The sequence below is a fragment of the Pseudomonas sp. B35(2017) genome (assembly GCF_002113645.1).
Classification (GTDB): domain Bacteria; phylum Pseudomonadota; class Gammaproteobacteria; order Pseudomonadales; family Pseudomonadaceae; genus Aquipseudomonas; species Aquipseudomonas ekonensis.
This window is the reverse complement of record NZ_NEIZ01000026.1, coordinates 1-15,904: the sequence shown is the minus strand read 5'-3', so window position 1 is coordinate 15,904 and position 15,904 is coordinate 1. Positions and strand designations below refer to the sequence as shown.

The window sequence follows — 15,904 nt, the reverse complement described above, 5'->3', positions numbered from 1 at the left end:
ATGGAAATAGAACAGTTCGGCTACAAGCAGGAGTTGAAACGTAGCCTGACGCTGACCGACCTGGTGGTGTACGGGATGATCTTCATGATCCCCATCGCCCCGTTCGGCGTGTACGGCTACGTCAACGCCGAAGCGCCGGGGATGGTGCCGCTGGCCTACATCATCGGCATGGTGGCGATGGTGTTCACCGCGCTGAGCTACGGCAGCATGGCCCGGGCCTTTCCGGTTGCAGGTTCGGTGTATTCCTACGCGCAGCGGGGCCTTAACCCGCACGTGGGGTTCCTCGCCGGCTGGCTGATGCTGCTCGACTACCTGCTGATCCCGCCGCTGCTGTACGTCTACGCGGCCATGGCCCTGAACCATCTCTACCCTGAGGTTCCCAAGGTCGGATTCATCCTGGCGTTCCTGGTCAGCGCGACCTTCGTCAACCTGCGCGGCATCACCTTCACCGCACGCATGAACATCCTGTTCCTGCTGGCGCAGTTGGCGGTGCTGGGCATCTTCCTGTTCTATGCCTGGAACGCCCTGCACAACGGCGCCGGCAACGGCCAACTGACCCTGGCGCCGCTGTACCACCCGCAGACGTTCAACTTCGCCCTGCTGATGCAGGCGGTGTCGATCGCGGTGCTGTCGTTCCTGGGCTTCGATGCGATCTCCACCCTGGCCGAAGAGATCAAGGGCGACCCGGGCCGCAGCGTCGGCAAGGCCGCGCTGATCACCCTGGTGGTGATGGGCGCGATCTTCGTCGTGCAGACCTGGATCGCCACCGACCTGGCCGCCGGCATGGGCTTCAAGTCCGCCGACACCGCGTTCTACGAGATCGCCGAAATCGCCGCCGGCAGCTGGCTGGCGACCCTGACCGGCGTCGCCACCGCACTGGCCTGGGGCGTGGCGGTCGCCATCACCTCGCAGGCAGCGGTGTCGCGCCTGCTGTTCGGCATGGCCCGCGACGGCAAGCTGCCGAAGGTGCTGGCCAAGGTCCATCCGACCCACAACACGCCCTACCTGAGCATTTACCTGGTGGCCGTGCTGTCGCTGGTGATCTGCTACCTGTTCATCGATTCGGTGGACACGCTGACGTCGCTGGTCAACTTCGGCGCCTTGAGCGGCTTCATGCTGCTGCACCTGACCGTCATCAACCACTACTGGCGCCGGCAGAAGTCCGGGCAGGTGGTGCGTCACCTGATCTGCCCGGTGATCGGCTTCGGGATCGTCGCGGCCATCATGTACAACATGGGCGTCGATGCGCAGAAACTCGGCCTGATCTGGATCGCGCTGGGCCTGGTGTACCTGTTTTTCCTGAACCGCCTCGGCGCCGGCACCGCCCTGCCTGACCCGAGCAATGGCTGACAAGAAAAAGAGCGGCGTCTGACAAAGAATCAGGCGACCGCCGATTTAACGCGTGGAAACCGACAGTGATAGTCAGGTTCGGCGATGACGCCGAACCGTTCGATACAGGAGTGCATCCATGCTGGTCTTACGCCCAGTCGAGCCAACCGACCTGCCCCACCTGCAACAGCTGGCCCGCGACAGCCTCGTGGGCGTCACCTCCTTGCCGGACGACAGCGACCGCCTGCGCGAAAGGATCGCCAGCTCCTGCGCCTCGTTCGACAGCGAGACGCAGGCCCAAGGCTCGGAGAACTATTTCTTCGTGCTGGAAGACCAGGAACAGGGCCGGCTGGTCGGCTGCTCGGAAATCGTCGCCACCGCCGGCTGCGACGGCCCGTTCTACAGCCTGCGCAACCGCCACTTCACCAGCGCCTCGCGGGAACTGAACATCGAGCACGGCGTGCCGGCGCTGTCGTTGTGCCAGGACCTGAACAGCCACACCCTGCTGCGCGGCTTTCACATCGACGCCGCGCTGGTGCGCTCGCCCCACTCCGAACTGCTGTCGCGGGCACGGCTGCTGTTCATCGCCATCCACGGCCGGCGCTTCGCCGACGCGGTGATCACCGAAATCGTCGGCTACAGCGACGACCAGCAGCGTTCGCCCTTCTGGGACGCCCTGGGCAAGCACTTCTTCGACCTGCCCTACGCCGAGGCCGAACGCCTGTGCGGCCTGCAGAACCGCACGTTCCTGGCCGAACTGATGCCGCAGTACCCGATCTACGTGCCGATGCTGCCCCAGGCCGCGCAAGACTGCATCGGCCGGGTGCACCCCGACGGCCAGGAAGCGTTCGACATCCTTGAGCGCGAAGGCTTCGAGACCAACAGCTACATCGACCTGTTCGACGCCGGCCCCACCCTGTACGCCCGCACCGCGAACATTCGCTCGATCGGCCAGAGCCGGGCCGTCACGGTGCGGCGTCAGGCGCAGATCGACGCCCGGGGCCATTGCCTGGTCTGCAACGACGCCCTGAAGGGATTCCGCGCGGTGGTGGCCGAACTGGACGACCGACCGGGACAGCCGCTGGCCCTCACCCCGCAGTTGTGTGCGGCACTGGGCGTCACCGATGGCGACAGCGTGCGGGTGACCGCACTGTGAACCTTGCCCCGAACCAGCGTCCCAGCAGGCGCGCAGAAGGAGTTGCAGCATGATTGTCCGCCCGGTTCACGTCAGCGACCTGCCGGCCTTGATGGCGCTGGTGCGCCAGGCCGGTCCGGGGTTCACCACCCTGCCGGCCAATGAAGACCGTCTGGCCCACCGGGTGCGCTGGGCCAGGCGCGCCTTCTGCGGGCAGGTCGAGCGGGCCGACGCGGATTACCTGTTCGTGCTCGAGGACGACGAACAGCGCGTGGTCGGCGTCAGCGCCCTGACCGGCGCCATCGGCCTGCGCGAGCCTTGGTACAACTACCGGGTGGGGCTGACCGTCAGTTCGGCACCGGACCTGGGCATCCAGCGTCAGATCCCGACGCTGTTCCTCAATAATGAACTGACCGGCCAATCGGAACTGTGCTCGCTGTTCTTGGGCCATGACCAGCGCCACGGCAGCAACGGCCGCCTGCTGTCGCTGGGGCGGTTGCTGTTCGTCGCCGAGTTTCCGCACCTGTTCGGCGAAAAGATGATCGCCGAACTGCGCGGCAGCGCCGACGAGATGGGTTGCTCACCGTTCTGGGACAGCCTGGGACGGCACTTTTTCCAGATGGACTTCAGCCACGCCGATCACCTGTCGGGGCTGGGCAACAAGTCCTTCATCGCCGAACTGATGCCGCGCCAGCCGCTGTACACCTGCATGCTCACCGAGCAGGCCCAGGCGGTCATCGGCCAGCCGCACCCCACCACGGAGCCGGCGCTGAAGATCCTTCAGGCCGAGGGCTTCATCCACAAAGGCTACATCGACATCTTCGACGGCGGTCCGGTGATCGAAGCCCCCGTCCACAGCATCCGCACGGTGCGCGAAAGCCTGGAGCTGACCCTGGCCCTCGGCACGCCGGACGACCAGGCGCCCCAGTGGCTGATCCACAACCGCCGTCTGGAGAACTGCCGCATCACCGCCGCCCAGGCCCGCCGGGTCGGCGGCAGCCTGGTGGTCGACCGCCTCACTGCCAAGCGCCTGCAACTGCAGCCGGGCGACTCGGTGCGGGCGGTGCTGCTGCCCAACCAACAACAGCAGGCCGCCGCAGCCTGACCCTTAGCGGCGAGGGCGCTTGCTCCCGCTGCGGTGCGCTTTCTCCCGCCTTGCAAATTCGTCATGATCCTTGACCCATTCGCGTGATAGCCTCTTGATTCTTCGGCGTTGACACCTTTGCTCAAGCCTTTCCATTCCCTTGTATTGGTGGAATCAGTATGTCCAGGCTTTCCCATCAAGATTTGCGCCGTAACTTCCGTCAGCTGCTGGCCTCAGGCGCCTGCTACCACACCGCTTCCGTGTTCGACCCGATGTCCGCCCGCATCGCGGCCGACCTGGGCTTCGAAGTGGGGATCCTCGGCGGCTCGGTGGCGTCCCTGCAGGTGCTGGGCGCGCCGGACTTCGCCCTGATCACCCTGAGCGAATTCACCGAACAGGCCACCCGCATCGGCCGCGTCGCCCAGTTGCCGGTGATCGCCGACGCCGACCACGGCTACGGCAACGCCCTCAACGTGATGCGCACCATCGTCGAGCTGGAGCGCGCCGGCGTCGCCGCCCTGACCATCGAAGACACCCTGCTGCCGGCCCAGTTCGGCCGCAAGTCCACCGACCTGATCTCGGTCGCCGAAGGCGTCGGCAAGATCCGCGCGGCCCTGGAGGCCCGGGTCGATTCGGAAATGGCCATCATCGCCCGCACCAACGCCGGCATCCTGCCCAACCAGGAAATCATCAGCCGCACCAAGCAATACCAGGCCGCCGGTGCCGACGGCATCTGCATGGTCGGCGTGCAGGACTTCGACCAACTGGAACAGATCGCCGAGCACCTGAGCGTGCCGCTGATGCTGGTCACCTACGGCAACCCGGCGCTGCGCGACGACAAACGCCTGGCCGAACTGGGCGTGCGCGTAGCCATCGACGGCCACGGCGCCTACTTCGCGGCCATCAAGGCGACCTACGACAGCCTGCGCGAACAGCGGCAGATCTTCACCCAGGCCTCGGACCTGAGCGCCACCGAACTGACGCACACCTATACGCAGCCTGAGGACTACATCCTCTGGGCGAAGGAATACATGAGCGTCAAGGAGTAACTTCTTCAAGATTTGAAACGCACTGTTTGATCCGACCGGTCGACGCAATGTCGCCGGGCAGGGTCAATGCAGCCTTGGGCTTACATAAAAGACAACAACTCCAAACATCCGATAACAACCCAAACATTGCACAAACAACACCTCAACAAGAGAATGGCGGCATATAAACAAACCTAAAAACGCCACCATGATCAACCTGCTCAAACACTACAATTCGGCCCCTGCAGAATTAGCCGAAGCAATAAAGAACCTAAACCTGACAATAGAAATCCAAGAACTTTCCAACCATCTCTACAGCAACATCAAGACCTCTGCCAAACAACAGCAGCGGGCAACCATTCTCGACAACGTCAATCCGTACACCCAAACGCTGACATTGCACTGCACCGATGACGCGAACATCAGCGTCAGAACCCTGAGCAGCACCAGTTCGACCGTTCTTTATTCAGTGCCGGGACACAGCATCCTCTTTCCCGTCCACTCTGAGCGTTTCTCTGTCCAGCTGTACGGCATCGAAGGCGACCGGCTGAGTCTCGCCAGGCGCGTGACCGTCACGGATCGCGATCCATTGCTCATCGACGGCCGACATACCCTGTATGAGTGCGTCCCGTCCGAGGGCCCTACGCCCGTGCTGGTCGGCAGTATCAACCTGCCCGTTCGCAGCGCCGACATCAGCGTGTTTGACCGGTCCTCGCTACGCAAGGTCGCCTGGTTCCCCCACGACGACAGCGCCGCGCGCTACCTGGTCAGCCTCGAACTGCTTGAGGCGGCACAGGATCCGGAGGCCGTCAGGGTGGCCGAAGAGCTGATCCACCACTACCACCCGGCCGTTGCGTGGAAAGCGTTTCAGATCATCGATCAGCACGCTCAAGACACAGCCCGGCGATATGTGCCGCTATTGAGGAAACTGAACAACCCACGTCTCGACCAATTGCTCGAACGACGGAGCGAAGCCGCATGAAACTGCAGACGTTCATCGAGCGTATGGCGAATTACGACCCCAGTGTCGACAAGTCGAGCATCATCGAAGACCTCAAACAACTTGCGACAAACCGGACACTCTTGAGCGAGCATCTCTACAACACCATTCAGCAAAACGGTTTCAGCACGCGCAACACCCTTTACAGCCCTTATGCGTTTGTATTGCACTACAACGACTTATATACGCTGCGCCTCGGATTCTGGTCACCGGTCATATCAACGGATGAAAAACAGACATTCATTTATGACCTTTACCATTCGCATGACTTTGAAATGTATGCGGTCGGCTACAGCGGTGACGGCTATACAACGACATTGCGCGCAATCCTTGACCGCACGCCATTGAAAGCCGGCGTAAAACCCTCATTGGGGGACGAGCGCAGCGTGAAACTTGCACCCGGCCATGTTCTGCACATGTCGCCGCTGTATGACATTCACCGCCAGCTTCCACCCGAAACGATGTCCGCCTCGCTGAGCCTGATCATTCATCCTCGGCAGACGACAAAAAACGAAGAAGCCTGGTGCTTCGACGAGAACCTGGTGCCGACCTACCCCGGCATCGCCACGCAGGAAACAGCGGTCTTTGAGTACCTGCTGTCCTTGCTCCAACGCGGACTGCACTCTGCGTCCGCTCAACCAGAAAGGAAATCTGTATGAACACGCCACTCGAAAACTGGACCCAAACACCACTGCTGCGCGCCGGCACCGAGCTGATCAACACGCCGGTCAAGACCGCAGCCCAATCCCCATGCGCCAGCTTCATGCCGCGCTACAACGTGGGCAACATCCACGAAATCAAGCAGTTCTGGAACTTGCCTCAACAAAAGTAAGGCCAGCGCAAGCCACCCTTCGCCCGACGGCAGTCCGCAAGGACTGCCGTCTCGCTGTTCTTCAACACTCCCCAAGGCGGGGGCAGCCGCTTGCCCGCCCCTTCAGACCGAACCGAGCGCTTCGCGCCGGTGCTTGCCGTCGCTGTAGCACATCACCCGGTTGCGCCCGCCGCTCTTGGCCTCGTAGAGCGCCCGGTCGGCGTCGTCGAGCCATTGGGTGGCCTCGGCGTGGGACGGGTCGAACGCCGCCAGCCCGATGCTCAGGCTGACTTTCAACGCCGGGTTCTGCTCATACGCCAGAAAGGAAAAGCGCTCGCGCAAGGTCTCCATGGCCTGGGCGGCGTTGAACAGCGGCATGTCCGGCAGAATCACGCAGAATTCGTCGCCGCCGTAGCGCCCGCCCACATCGGCGTTGCGCAGGTTCTGCCTGAGGGTCTTGCTCAGTTGGCGCAGCACGATGTCGCCGGCCCCGTGGCCGTAGGTGTCGTTGATGGCCTTGAAGTGATCGATGTCGATCAGGGCGATCGCCGCCCCCTTCTGCAGGCTCTTGCAGCGTTGGAACTCGATCTGCAGCCGGTCTTTCCAGGCGCCGTGGTTGAGCAGCCCGGTCAGGCTGTCGGTACGGCTCAGGGCCAGCAGCTCGCGCTTGTGCAGGCCCAGGGTGTAGGCCTGGCGAAAGCAGATCCAGCCCAAAGCCAGCGGATACAGCATCAGCAGCGGCAGGCACGCATACAGTTGCAGCGGCGTGGTCGGCGGCACGAACGCCGGCGCGAACACCACCAGCCCGACGCCGATCCCCAACAGTTGCGCCGCCAGTCCCGCCAGCAGAAAGCGCAGCCCGCCGATGGCGACGTTGTTCATCGCCATCATCGAGACGGTGGTGGCGCTGGGCAAAGGGTTGAACTGCATGGCGGCGACCCAGAAGCCGCCGAGAAACGCGTCGATCAGCAGGTTGCGGTGTTCGGCATGGTAAGGCACGCGGGCCCGGCGGGCCCATTGAAAGGCCAGGTGCGGCCACAACAACCCGTTGAACAGCATCAGCGCCCAGACCCAGGGCGGCGGACCGAGCGGATGCATCGCCGCCCCCACACACAGGAGCCCCAGCGCCAGCCCGAGGGTTCGCGACGTATGCAGCCTCCTGGCCAACGACAGTCCTTTTCTTCCCTGACCTCCCGCTTTTTCCATAGGGGCCTCTACTGCGCGCATCGGAAGACGGATGTGCTGAGAGTCTAACAGGGCACCCTCAATTAGCCATCACCGGCCAGCGGGCCACCGATCGCACTGCCCGGGCCCGACACCGGGCAAATGATTGGCTATACATGAAAGGAGGAAAACGGAAAAACGACTATAAGAAGGAGGCGCATGCAGACCTATCAAGTGTTGATCATCGGCAGCGGTTTTGGCGGCCAGTGCGCCGCGGTGAATCTGCTCAAGGCCGGCATCGACGATTTTCGCTTGCTGGAACGGCGGGACTTCTTCGGCGGCACCTGGTGCCAGAACACCTACCCCGGCGCGGCGGTGGACGTGCCGTCGCCGCTGTATTCGCTGTCGTTCGCGCCCTACCCCTGGACGCAGATGTTCGCGGGGCAAGCCGAACTGCACCGCTACACCGAACACGTGGCGCAGCGGTTCGGCCTGCGCGAGCGGGTGGAGCTGGGCGCGAACGTCGAGCGCATCGAATGGGACGACGCGCAAAAGCGCTGGGCCGTGCACACCGTCGCCAAAGGAACGTTCCACGCACAGTTCCTGATCAATGCCACCGGGCCGCTGAGCCAGCCGGTCATCCCGCACTTTCCGGGCGCGGAACGCTTCCGGGGCAAGAGCTTTCACACGAACAACTGGGATCACGCCTACGACTACCGGGGCAAACGGGTAGCGATCGTCGGCAGCGGCGCCAGCGCGGCGCAGGTGATTCCGGCGATTGCCCCGGAGGTGGCGCAACTGCATGTGTTCCAGCGCACGCCGCACTGGGTGCTGCCGCGGGCCGACCGCACCTTCGGCCGCTTCCAGCGTTGGCTGCTGGGCCTCAAACCGGCCTACAAGCTGCTGCGCTGGTTGATCTACTGGCAGTTCGAAACCCGGGTGATCGCCTTCAAGTACTCCAAGCCGGCGATCCACCTGGTGCAGCGCCAGGCCCTGAATTTCCTCAAGCGCCAGGTGGCCGATCCGGACCTGCGCCAGCGCCTCACCCCGGACTTCACCATCGGCTGCAAACGGGTGCTGCTCTCCAGCACCTACTACCCCGCGCTGACCCGCGCGAACGTGACCCTGCACAGCCGCGAACAGGGCATCGCCGCCCTCGACGAAACCGGCATCGTCACCACCGACGGCCAGCACATCGACGTGGACCTGATCGTCTGGTCCACCGGCTACGACGCCACCGACGGGGTGATTTCCTACCCGGTCAGCGGCAAGAACGGCGTCCGGCTGCGCGACGTCTGGGCGCAGTACCCGCGCGCCTATCTGGGCACCAGCCTGCCGGACTTCCCCAACCTGTTCATCGTCACCGGCCCCAACACCGGGATCGGCCACACCTCGGCGCTGTTCATCATCGAATCGCAGATGAACTACATCCTCGACTGCATCCGCACCCTCAAGGCCCGGGGCCTGCGCAGCATCGAAGTCCGCCCCGAGGCAGAACGTACCTACACTCAGATGATCCACCGGGAAATGGAGCGCACGGTCTGGAAAACCGGCGGCTGCCACAGCTGGTACCAAAGCAGGAGCGGTCATGTGATCGCGATGTTTCCGGGGTTCAGCTTCAGCTACCACCGCCTGACGCGGTCGCTGAAGCCGGCCGACCACATTCTGTCCTGAACACGTATAAGGAAGACGTCCGATGCTTGTGCTCTTTGTCGCTCTCGCGGTTTTCGTGGCCTGGAGCTGGTTGAGCTACCCGGCGGTCGGCCATTGGCTCTACGACCTGAGCACGGCCGCCGAGGCCAAACTGTACCGCTTGCACAAGATTGAGGTGCCCATCGCCGAAATGAGCGTATCGACCTGGCAAGGCGGGCCCTACGAGGCGTCCAGCGCGATCCTGATGCTGCACGGCTTCAGCGCCGACAAGAACCTGTGGCTGCGCTTCGCCCGGCATTTCGTCAGCCAGTACCGGGTGATCGTCCCGGACATTGCGGGCCACGGCGAAACCGGCTTCAAGGCCGGCGGCGGCTACGACATCCCGGTGCAGGCCAAGCGGATGATCCAGCTGCTGGACGTCTGCGGCGTGGAGAAAGTGCACGTGATCGGCAACTCGATGGGCGGCTACATCGCCGCGTGGCTGGCGGCGACCTACCCCGAGCGCATCGCCTCGGTGGCGCTGGTCGACCCCGCCGGCGTCACCGCGCCGGAGGCCAGCGACATGGAGCGGCACCTGGCCCGGGGGCACAACCCGTTCCTGATCAACTCCCGCGAGGAGTTCCGACGCTTCTACGCCATGACCATGGCGTCGCCGCCCTGGGTGCCGGGGCTGGTGCTGGACGCCATCGCCCAGCGCTACGAGAACCAGCGCGACGAACTGGAAGAGATCTTCCGCGACTTCCGCGCCAGCCCGCCCATGGAGCCGAAACTGTCCGACATCAAATGCCCGGCGCTGCTGCTCTGGGGCCGCAAGGACCGGCTGATCGACGTCAGCAGCGTGCCGGTGTGGAGCAAGGGCATCGCCAACCTGCGGGTCGACGTGTGGGACGGCGTCGGGCACATGCCGATGGTCGAACAGCCGGCGAACACGGCGCGGCTGTACCGGGAGTTCCTGGGCACCCTGCGATGAACATCCTCTACGACGAGCGTCTCGACGGCCCCCTGCCCGATGTCGACAAGGGCGAACTGCTCAAGGCCTTGCGGCAGGCCCTGCCGGACCTGGATCTGCTGTGGCGCGAAGAAGAGCTCAAGCCCTACGAGTGCGACGGCCTCTCCGCCTACCGCACCACGCCGATGCTGGTCGCCCTGCCCCGTCGGCTGGAGCAGGTGCAGGCGTTGCTCAAACTGTGCCACCAGCGGCGGGTGCCGGTGGTGGCGCGCGGGGCCGGCACCGGACTGTCCGGCGGCGCGCTGCCGCTCGACCGGGGCGTGCTGCTGGTGATGGCGCGCTTCGACCGGATCCTGCACCTCGACCCGGACGCACGCACCGCGCGGGTTCAGCCCGGCGTGCGCAACCTGGCGATCTCCCAGGCCGCCGCGCCGTACGGCCTGTACTACGCGCCGGATCCGTCCTCGCAGATCGCCTGTTCCATCGGCGGCAACGTCGCGGAAAACGCCGGCGGCGTGCACTGCCTCAAGTACGGCCTGACCGTGCACAACCTGCTCAAGCTGGAAGTGCTCACGGTCGAGGGCGAACGCCTGACCCTGGGCAGCGACGCGCTCGATTCCGCCGGCCTGGACCTTTTGGCGCTGTTCACCGGCTCCGAAGGCCTGCTGGGGATCATCACCGAAGTCACCGTCAAACTGCTGCCCAAACCGCCGGTGGCCAAGGTGCTGCTGGCCAGCTTCGACTCGGTGGAAAAGGCCGGCCGTGCGGTCGCCGACATCATCGCCGCCGGGATCATCCCCGGCGGGCTGGAAATGATGGACAACCTCGCCCTGCGCGCCGCCGAAGACTTCATCCACGCCGGCTACCCGGTGGAGGCCGAGGCGATCCTGCTGTGCGAACTGGACGGCGTCGAAGCCGATGTGCACGACGACTGCCAACGGGTGCGCGAGGTAATGCAACGGGCCGGCGCCACCGAGGTGCGCCAGGCGCGGGACGAAGCCGAACGGGTGAAGTTCTGGGCCGGACGCAAGAACGCCTTCCCGGCCGTCGGGCGCCTGTCGCCGGACTACTACTGCATGGACGGCACCATCCCCCGCCGCGAACTGCCCGGCGTGCTGCACGGCATCGCCCGGCTCGGCGCGGAGTACGGCCTGCGGGTGGCCAACGTGTTCCACGCCGGCGACGGCAACATGCACCCGCTGATCCTGTTCGACGCCAACCGGCCCGGTGAGCTTGAGCGCGCCGAAGCCCTCGGCGCAAAGATCCTGGAACTGTGCGTGCAGGTCGGCGGCAGCATCACCGGCGAGCACGGGGTCGGCCGCGAGAAAATCAACCAGATGTGCGCGCAGTTCAACAGCGACGAACTGAGCGCGTTCCATGCCGTCAAAGTGGCGTTCGACCCCCGCGGCCTGCTCAACCCCGGCAAGAACATCCCCACCCTGCACCGCTGCGCGGAATTCGGCGCGATGCACATCCATGCCGGGCAACTGCCGTTTCCCGACCTGGAGCGTTTCTGATGACTGATCGGGATGCGGCCGACGCGCTGCTGGATCAAGTCAACCGGGCCAGGGCCGACGCCACGCCGCTGAAGATCCAGGGCGGCAACAGCAAGGCGTTTCTCGGACGCGAAGTGGCCGGCGAGGTGCTCGACACCCGCGCCCACCGGGGCATCGTGCGCTACGAACCGTCGGAACTGGTGGTCAGCGTGCGGGCCGGAACGCCGCTGAATGAGCTGCTGGCGACACTCGACGCCGCCGGGCAGATGCTGCCCTGCGAGCCGCCGTCCTTCAGCGATTGCGCCACGGTCGGCGGCATGATCGCCACGGGGCTGTCGGGGCCGCGGCGCCCTTGGGCCGGCTCGGTGCGCGACTTCGTCCTCGGCACCCGGATCATCACCGGCCTCGGTCAGCACCTGCGCTTCGGCGGCGAAGTGATGAAGAACGTCGCCGGTTACGACCTTTCCCGTTTGCTGGCGGGCAGCCACGGCTGCCTCGGCGTGCTGACCGAAGTCTCGCTGAAGGTGCTGCCCACACCCCGGCAGTGCCTGAGCCTGCGTCTGGAGATCGATTGCACGCGGGCCTTGGCCAACCTCGTCGACTGGGGCCGGCAAGCGCTGCCGATCAGCGGCGCCTGCCATGACGGAGTGGCGCTGTACCTGCGCCTTGAGGGCGGTGAAGGTTCGGTGTCCGCCGCTCATCAACGGCTGGGCGGCGATCCGCTGGATTCGGCCTTCTGGTCGGATCTGAACGACCAGCGCCTCAGCTTTTTCGACGAAGGCCCGCCGCTGTGGCGCCTTTCGCTGCCCCCTACCACCGGAGCGCTGGCGCTGCCTGGTGCGCAACTGGTCGACTGGGCCGGCGCTCAGCGCTGGCTGAAGTCCGATGCGACCGACGTTCAGCGCATCGCCCATGAGCTCGGCGGCCACGCCACCTGCTTCAGCCATGGCGCCAGCGACACGCCGTTTCAGCCGCTGGCCCCGGCGCTGATGCGCTACCACCGCCAGCTCAAGGCGCAACTCGACCCGCAAGGGCTGTTCAACCCCGGCCGGATGTACGCGGAGCTCTAACCATGCAGACCATCCTCAGCGAACAGGCCCGGCAACTGCCCCGGGCAGCCGAAGCGGAAAAGATCCTGCGCACCTGCGTGCACTGCGGCTTCTGCAACGCCACCTGCCCGACCTATCAATTGCTCGGCGACGAACTGGACGGCCCGCGCGGGCGCATCTACCTGATCAAGCAAGTGCTCGAAGGCGCACCGCCGACCGCGCAGACCCAACTGCACCTGGACCGCTGCCTGTCGTGCCGCAACTGCGAGACCACCTGCCCATCCGGGGTCGACTACCACAACCTGCTGGACATCGGCCGGGCCATGGTCGACCGCGCCGTGCCGCGCCCGCCGGGCCAGCGCCTGCTGCGCGAAAGCCTGCGGGCCCTGGCGCCCAATCCGGGCGTGTTCAAGGGTTTGCTGAGGATCGGCGCCACGTTTCGTCCGCTGCTGCCGCGTCCTCTGGAGGACAAGCTGCCGGCGCCTTCCTCGGCGAACGGCACGCGCCCGATCCCGCGCCACCCGCGTCGGGTGCTGCTGTTGGAAGGTTGCGTGCAGCCCGGGTTGTCGCCCAACACCAACGACGCGACGGCCCGGGTGCTCGACCGGCTCGGCATCAGCGTCACCCCGGTCAGCGAAGCCGGCTGCTGCGGCGCCCTCGACTACCACCTCGATGCCCAGGCCAAGGGGCTGGAGCGTGCCCGCCGCAACATCGACGCCTGGTGGCCGCACCTGGAGAGCGGCGCCGAGGCCATCGTCCAGACTGCCAGCGGCTGCGGCGCGTTCATCAAGGATTACGGGCATCTGCTGGCGCACGACCCGGCCTACGCGGACAAGGCCCGGCAGGTCAGCGAACGGTCGCTGGATCTGGTGCAGGTCCTGGCGCAAGAGCCCCTAGAACAGATGTGCAGCGCCGGCCAACGCCGCATCGCCGTGCATTGCCCCTGCACCCTGCAACATGCGCTGAAACTGGGCGGCGCCGTGGAAGCCTTGCTGACCCGTCTGGGCTTCAACCTCACGGCGGTGCCGGACGGCCACCTGTGCTGCGGCTCGGCCGGCACCTATTCGCTGACCCAACCGACGCTCGCCCGGCAACTGCGCGACAACCGCCTCAACGCCCTGGAAAGCGGCCGCCCGGATCTGATCGTCACCGCCAATGTCGGCTGCCAGAGCCATCTGGCCGGCGCCGGACGCACGCCGGTGAAGCACTGGATCGAACTGGTGGATCAGTCGTTGGCAGAATGAAGTCCGTAGGATTCTTCGTTTGCCCGCGCAGGAGAAGGCTGCGATCTTTTCCTCCATCCTTTACGTGACCGTGCCAGGAATTTTTTTCATGACCGTGCAGCCTTTCGTCAGCCCCGACCTGATCCGTCAACGCTTCTCCAAGGCGATGTCCGACATGTACCGCGAAGAAGTGCCGCTGTACGGCGCGTTGATGGAACTGGTGGAACAGACCAACCGCGACGTGCTCGCCCGGGATCCGCACATTGCCCGGCAACTGGCCGACACCGGCGAAATCCAGCGGCTGGACATGGAGCGCCACGGCGCGATCCGCGTCGGCACCGCCACGGAACTGGCCACCCTCGCCCGCCTGTTCCAGGTGATGGGCATGCAGCCGGTGGGCTACTACGACCTGACGCCGGCGGGGGTGCCGGTTCATTCCACGGCGTTTCGCGCGGTGCACGAGGCGGCGTTGCAGGTCAGTCCGTTCCGGGTATTCACCTCGCTGCTGCGCCTGGAACTGATCGAGGATCCTGAACTGCGGGCGTTCGCCCAGTCCGTGCTGGATCGGCGCTCGATCTTCACCCCGGCCGCCCTGCGCCTGATCGAACAGGCGGAAACCGCCGGCGGCCTCACCGAAGCCGAGGCCGAGGAATTTGTCCTGCAAGCGCTGGAGACCTTTCGCTGGCACCACAGCGCCACCGTCACCGCCGCGCAGTACCAGACCCTCAGTGCCCAGCACCGCCTGATCGCCGACGTCGTCGCCTTCAAAGGCCCGCACATCAACCACCTGACCCCGCGCACCCTGGACATCGACATCGTGCAGGCGCAGATGCCGTTGCACGGCATCACCCCCAAAGCCGTGGTCGAAGGCCCGCCGCGCCGGCAGTGCCCGATCCTGCTGCGCCAGACCAGCTTCAAGGCCCTCGACGAACCGGTCGCCTTCACCGACCAAGCGCAAACCCATGGCAGCCACAGCGCTCGCTTCGGCGAGATCGAGCAACGCGGCGCCGCACTGACGCCCAAGGGCCGCGCCCTGTACGATCGCTTGCTGAACGCCGCCCGGGACGAGCTCGGCGACTTCCCCAACGAGGGCAATGCCGCACGCTACAACGCGCTGATGACCCAGCATTTCAGCGAATTTCCTGACAGCCTCGACGGCATGCGGGAACAGGAACTGGCCTACTTCCGCTATTTCGCCACCGAACAGGGCTTGGCGGAGCGTCCCGGCGAGGCTTCGCTGGCCCAACTGCTGCGCGACGGCCATGTGAAAGCGGAGCCGCTGGTGTACGAAGATTTCCTGCCGGTGAGCGCGGCGGGGATCTTTCAGTCGAACCTGGGGGATGCGGCGCAGGCGCATTACGGCGAACACTCGAACCGTCAGGCCTTCGAGCAGGCGCTGGGCCGCACGACCATCGATGAACTGGCGCTGTATGCCGACACCCAGCGGCGTTCACTGGAGGCGTGCGCTGAGGCACTGGGTCTGAAACGTCTCTGAGGTCAGGTGGCCATGCTGCGCAAGAAGTTGCGCAATCATTCCGCAAAACGTCTGACACGGCACGCTGGAAGCCTTAAGCGACGCGGCCTCCAGCCGAGTGCGCAAGAAGTTGCGCAGCACTGCGCAACTTCTTGCGCACTTTCCGCAGGTTTCCCTGGCCCGATCGCCTTCCGTTAAGAAAAACCTATATAAATCACTGATTTATATAGGTTTTTTAATTTATGGCACGCTCCTTGATAACAGTCAGGCACCCACCGGGCGATTCCGCCTCCCGGGCACCCTAACTCAATCCGCAAGGAGCACCTCCCATGGCAACACCAGCGTACATGTCGGTTACCGGCGAAAAACAAGGCCTGATCACTGCCGGCGCCTTCACCGCCGACTCCGTTGGCAACACCTACCAGGAAGGTCACGAAGACCAGGTCATGGTTCAGGCGTTCAGCCACGACGTGATCATCCCGCGTGACCCGCAGTCCGGCCAGCCAACC

At 65.0% G+C, this 15,904-nt stretch carries 15 protein-coding genes; 14 read left to right on the top strand and 1 reads right to left on the bottom strand.

Annotated features, from left to right (window positions below; all coding sequences use genetic code 11):
• From CAG41_RS26730 to CAG41_RS28710, 7 genes are all read left to right on the top strand, one after another.
• Nucleotides 1-1,350 carry an APC family permease gene (locus tag CAG41_RS26730; protein ID WP_085633869.1) on the top strand — a complete coding sequence of 450 codons (1,350 nt, stop codon included), beginning with the start codon at nt 1-3 and terminating at the stop codon, nt 1,348-1,350.
• A 118-nt stretch (nt 1,351-1,468) separates the two neighbouring features.
• Nucleotides 1,469-2,485 (top strand): arginine N-succinyltransferase, encoded by a 1,017-nt coding sequence (locus tag CAG41_RS26725; RefSeq protein WP_085586682.1) that lies wholly within the window; start codon nt 1,469-1,471, stop codon nt 2,483-2,485.
• A gap of 49 nt (nt 2,486-2,534) precedes the next feature.
• Nucleotides 2,535-3,569 (top strand): arginine N-succinyltransferase, encoded by a 1,035-nt coding sequence (astA, locus tag CAG41_RS26720; protein ID WP_085586681.1) that lies wholly within the window; start codon nt 2,535-2,537, stop codon nt 3,567-3,569.
• 158 nt (nt 3,570-3,727) lie between these two features.
• Complete coding sequence (locus tag CAG41_RS26715; RefSeq protein ID WP_085586680.1) at nt 3,728-4,597, top strand: oxaloacetate decarboxylase; 870 nt, start codon at nt 3,728-3,730, stop codon at nt 4,595-4,597.
• 187 nt (nt 4,598-4,784) lie between these two features.
• Complete coding sequence (locus tag CAG41_RS26710) at nt 4,785-5,558, top strand: hypothetical protein (RefSeq protein ID WP_085707703.1); 774 nt, start codon at nt 4,785-4,787, stop codon at nt 5,556-5,558.
• Nucleotides 5,555-6,235 (top strand): transposase, encoded by a 681-nt coding sequence (locus CAG41_RS26705; RefSeq protein WP_085707702.1) that lies wholly within the window; start codon nt 5,555-5,557, stop codon nt 6,233-6,235. Before CAG41_RS26710 ends, CAG41_RS26705 begins: the two co-directional genes overlap by 4 nt.
• A complete protein-coding gene (locus CAG41_RS28710) occupies nt 6,232-6,408 on the top strand; it encodes a hypothetical protein (RefSeq protein WP_170930082.1) in 177 nt (58 codons plus the stop codon). The genes CAG41_RS26705 and CAG41_RS28710 overlap by 4 nt, the downstream gene beginning before the upstream one ends.
• Nucleotides 6,409-6,510: 102 nt before the next feature.
• On the opposite strand, the gene CAG41_RS26700 is transcribed toward CAG41_RS28710, so the two are convergent.
• Nucleotides 6,511-7,593, bottom strand: coding sequence for a diguanylate cyclase (locus tag CAG41_RS26700; protein ID WP_085633863.1), 1,083 nt, complete (start codon nt 7,591-7,593; stop codon nt 6,511-6,513).
• A 177-nt stretch (nt 7,594-7,770) separates the two neighbouring features.
• Between CAG41_RS26700 and CAG41_RS26695 the strand changes: the two genes are divergently transcribed.
• From CAG41_RS26695 to tssD, 7 genes are all read left to right on the top strand, one after another.
• Entirely contained in the window at nt 7,771-9,225 is a 1,455-nt protein-coding gene (locus tag CAG41_RS26695; protein ID WP_085586676.1) for an NAD(P)/FAD-dependent oxidoreductase, read from the top strand.
• Between the two features lie 22 nt (nt 9,226-9,247).
• Nucleotides 9,248-10,174: an alpha/beta fold hydrolase gene (locus CAG41_RS26690; protein WP_085633859.1), complete on the top strand. Its 927-nt coding sequence runs from the start codon at nt 9,248-9,250 to the stop codon at nt 10,172-10,174.
• Nucleotides 10,171-11,670 carry a glycolate oxidase subunit GlcD gene (glcD, locus tag CAG41_RS26685; RefSeq protein ID WP_085586674.1) on the top strand — a complete coding sequence of 500 codons (1,500 nt, stop codon included), beginning with the start codon at nt 10,171-10,173 and terminating at the stop codon, nt 11,668-11,670. Before CAG41_RS26690 ends, glcD begins: the two co-directional genes overlap by 4 nt.
• Nucleotides 11,670-12,719, top strand: coding sequence for a glycolate oxidase subunit GlcE (gene glcE / locus CAG41_RS26680; protein ID WP_085707701.1), 1,050 nt, complete (start codon nt 11,670-11,672; stop codon nt 12,717-12,719). Before glcD ends, glcE begins: the two co-directional genes overlap by 1 nt.
• 2 nt (nt 12,720-12,721) lie before the next feature.
• The gene (gene glcF / locus CAG41_RS26675) at nt 12,722-13,942 is read left to right on the top strand and encodes a glycolate oxidase subunit GlcF (RefSeq protein WP_085641084.1); all 1,221 of its coding nucleotides are present in this window, start codon (nt 12,722-12,724) and stop codon (nt 13,940-13,942) included.
• 88 nt (nt 13,943-14,030) lie between these two features.
• Nucleotides 14,031-15,416, top strand: a complete 1,386-nt coding sequence (locus tag CAG41_RS26670) for a VOC family protein (RefSeq protein WP_085707700.1) — start codon at nt 14,031-14,033, stop codon at nt 15,414-15,416.
• Between the two features lie 308 nt (nt 15,417-15,724).
• Nucleotides 15,725-15,904 (top strand): type VI secretion system tube protein TssD (gene tssD, locus CAG41_RS26665; protein ID WP_139834976.1); only part of this gene is annotated, 180 nt, incomplete at its 3' end.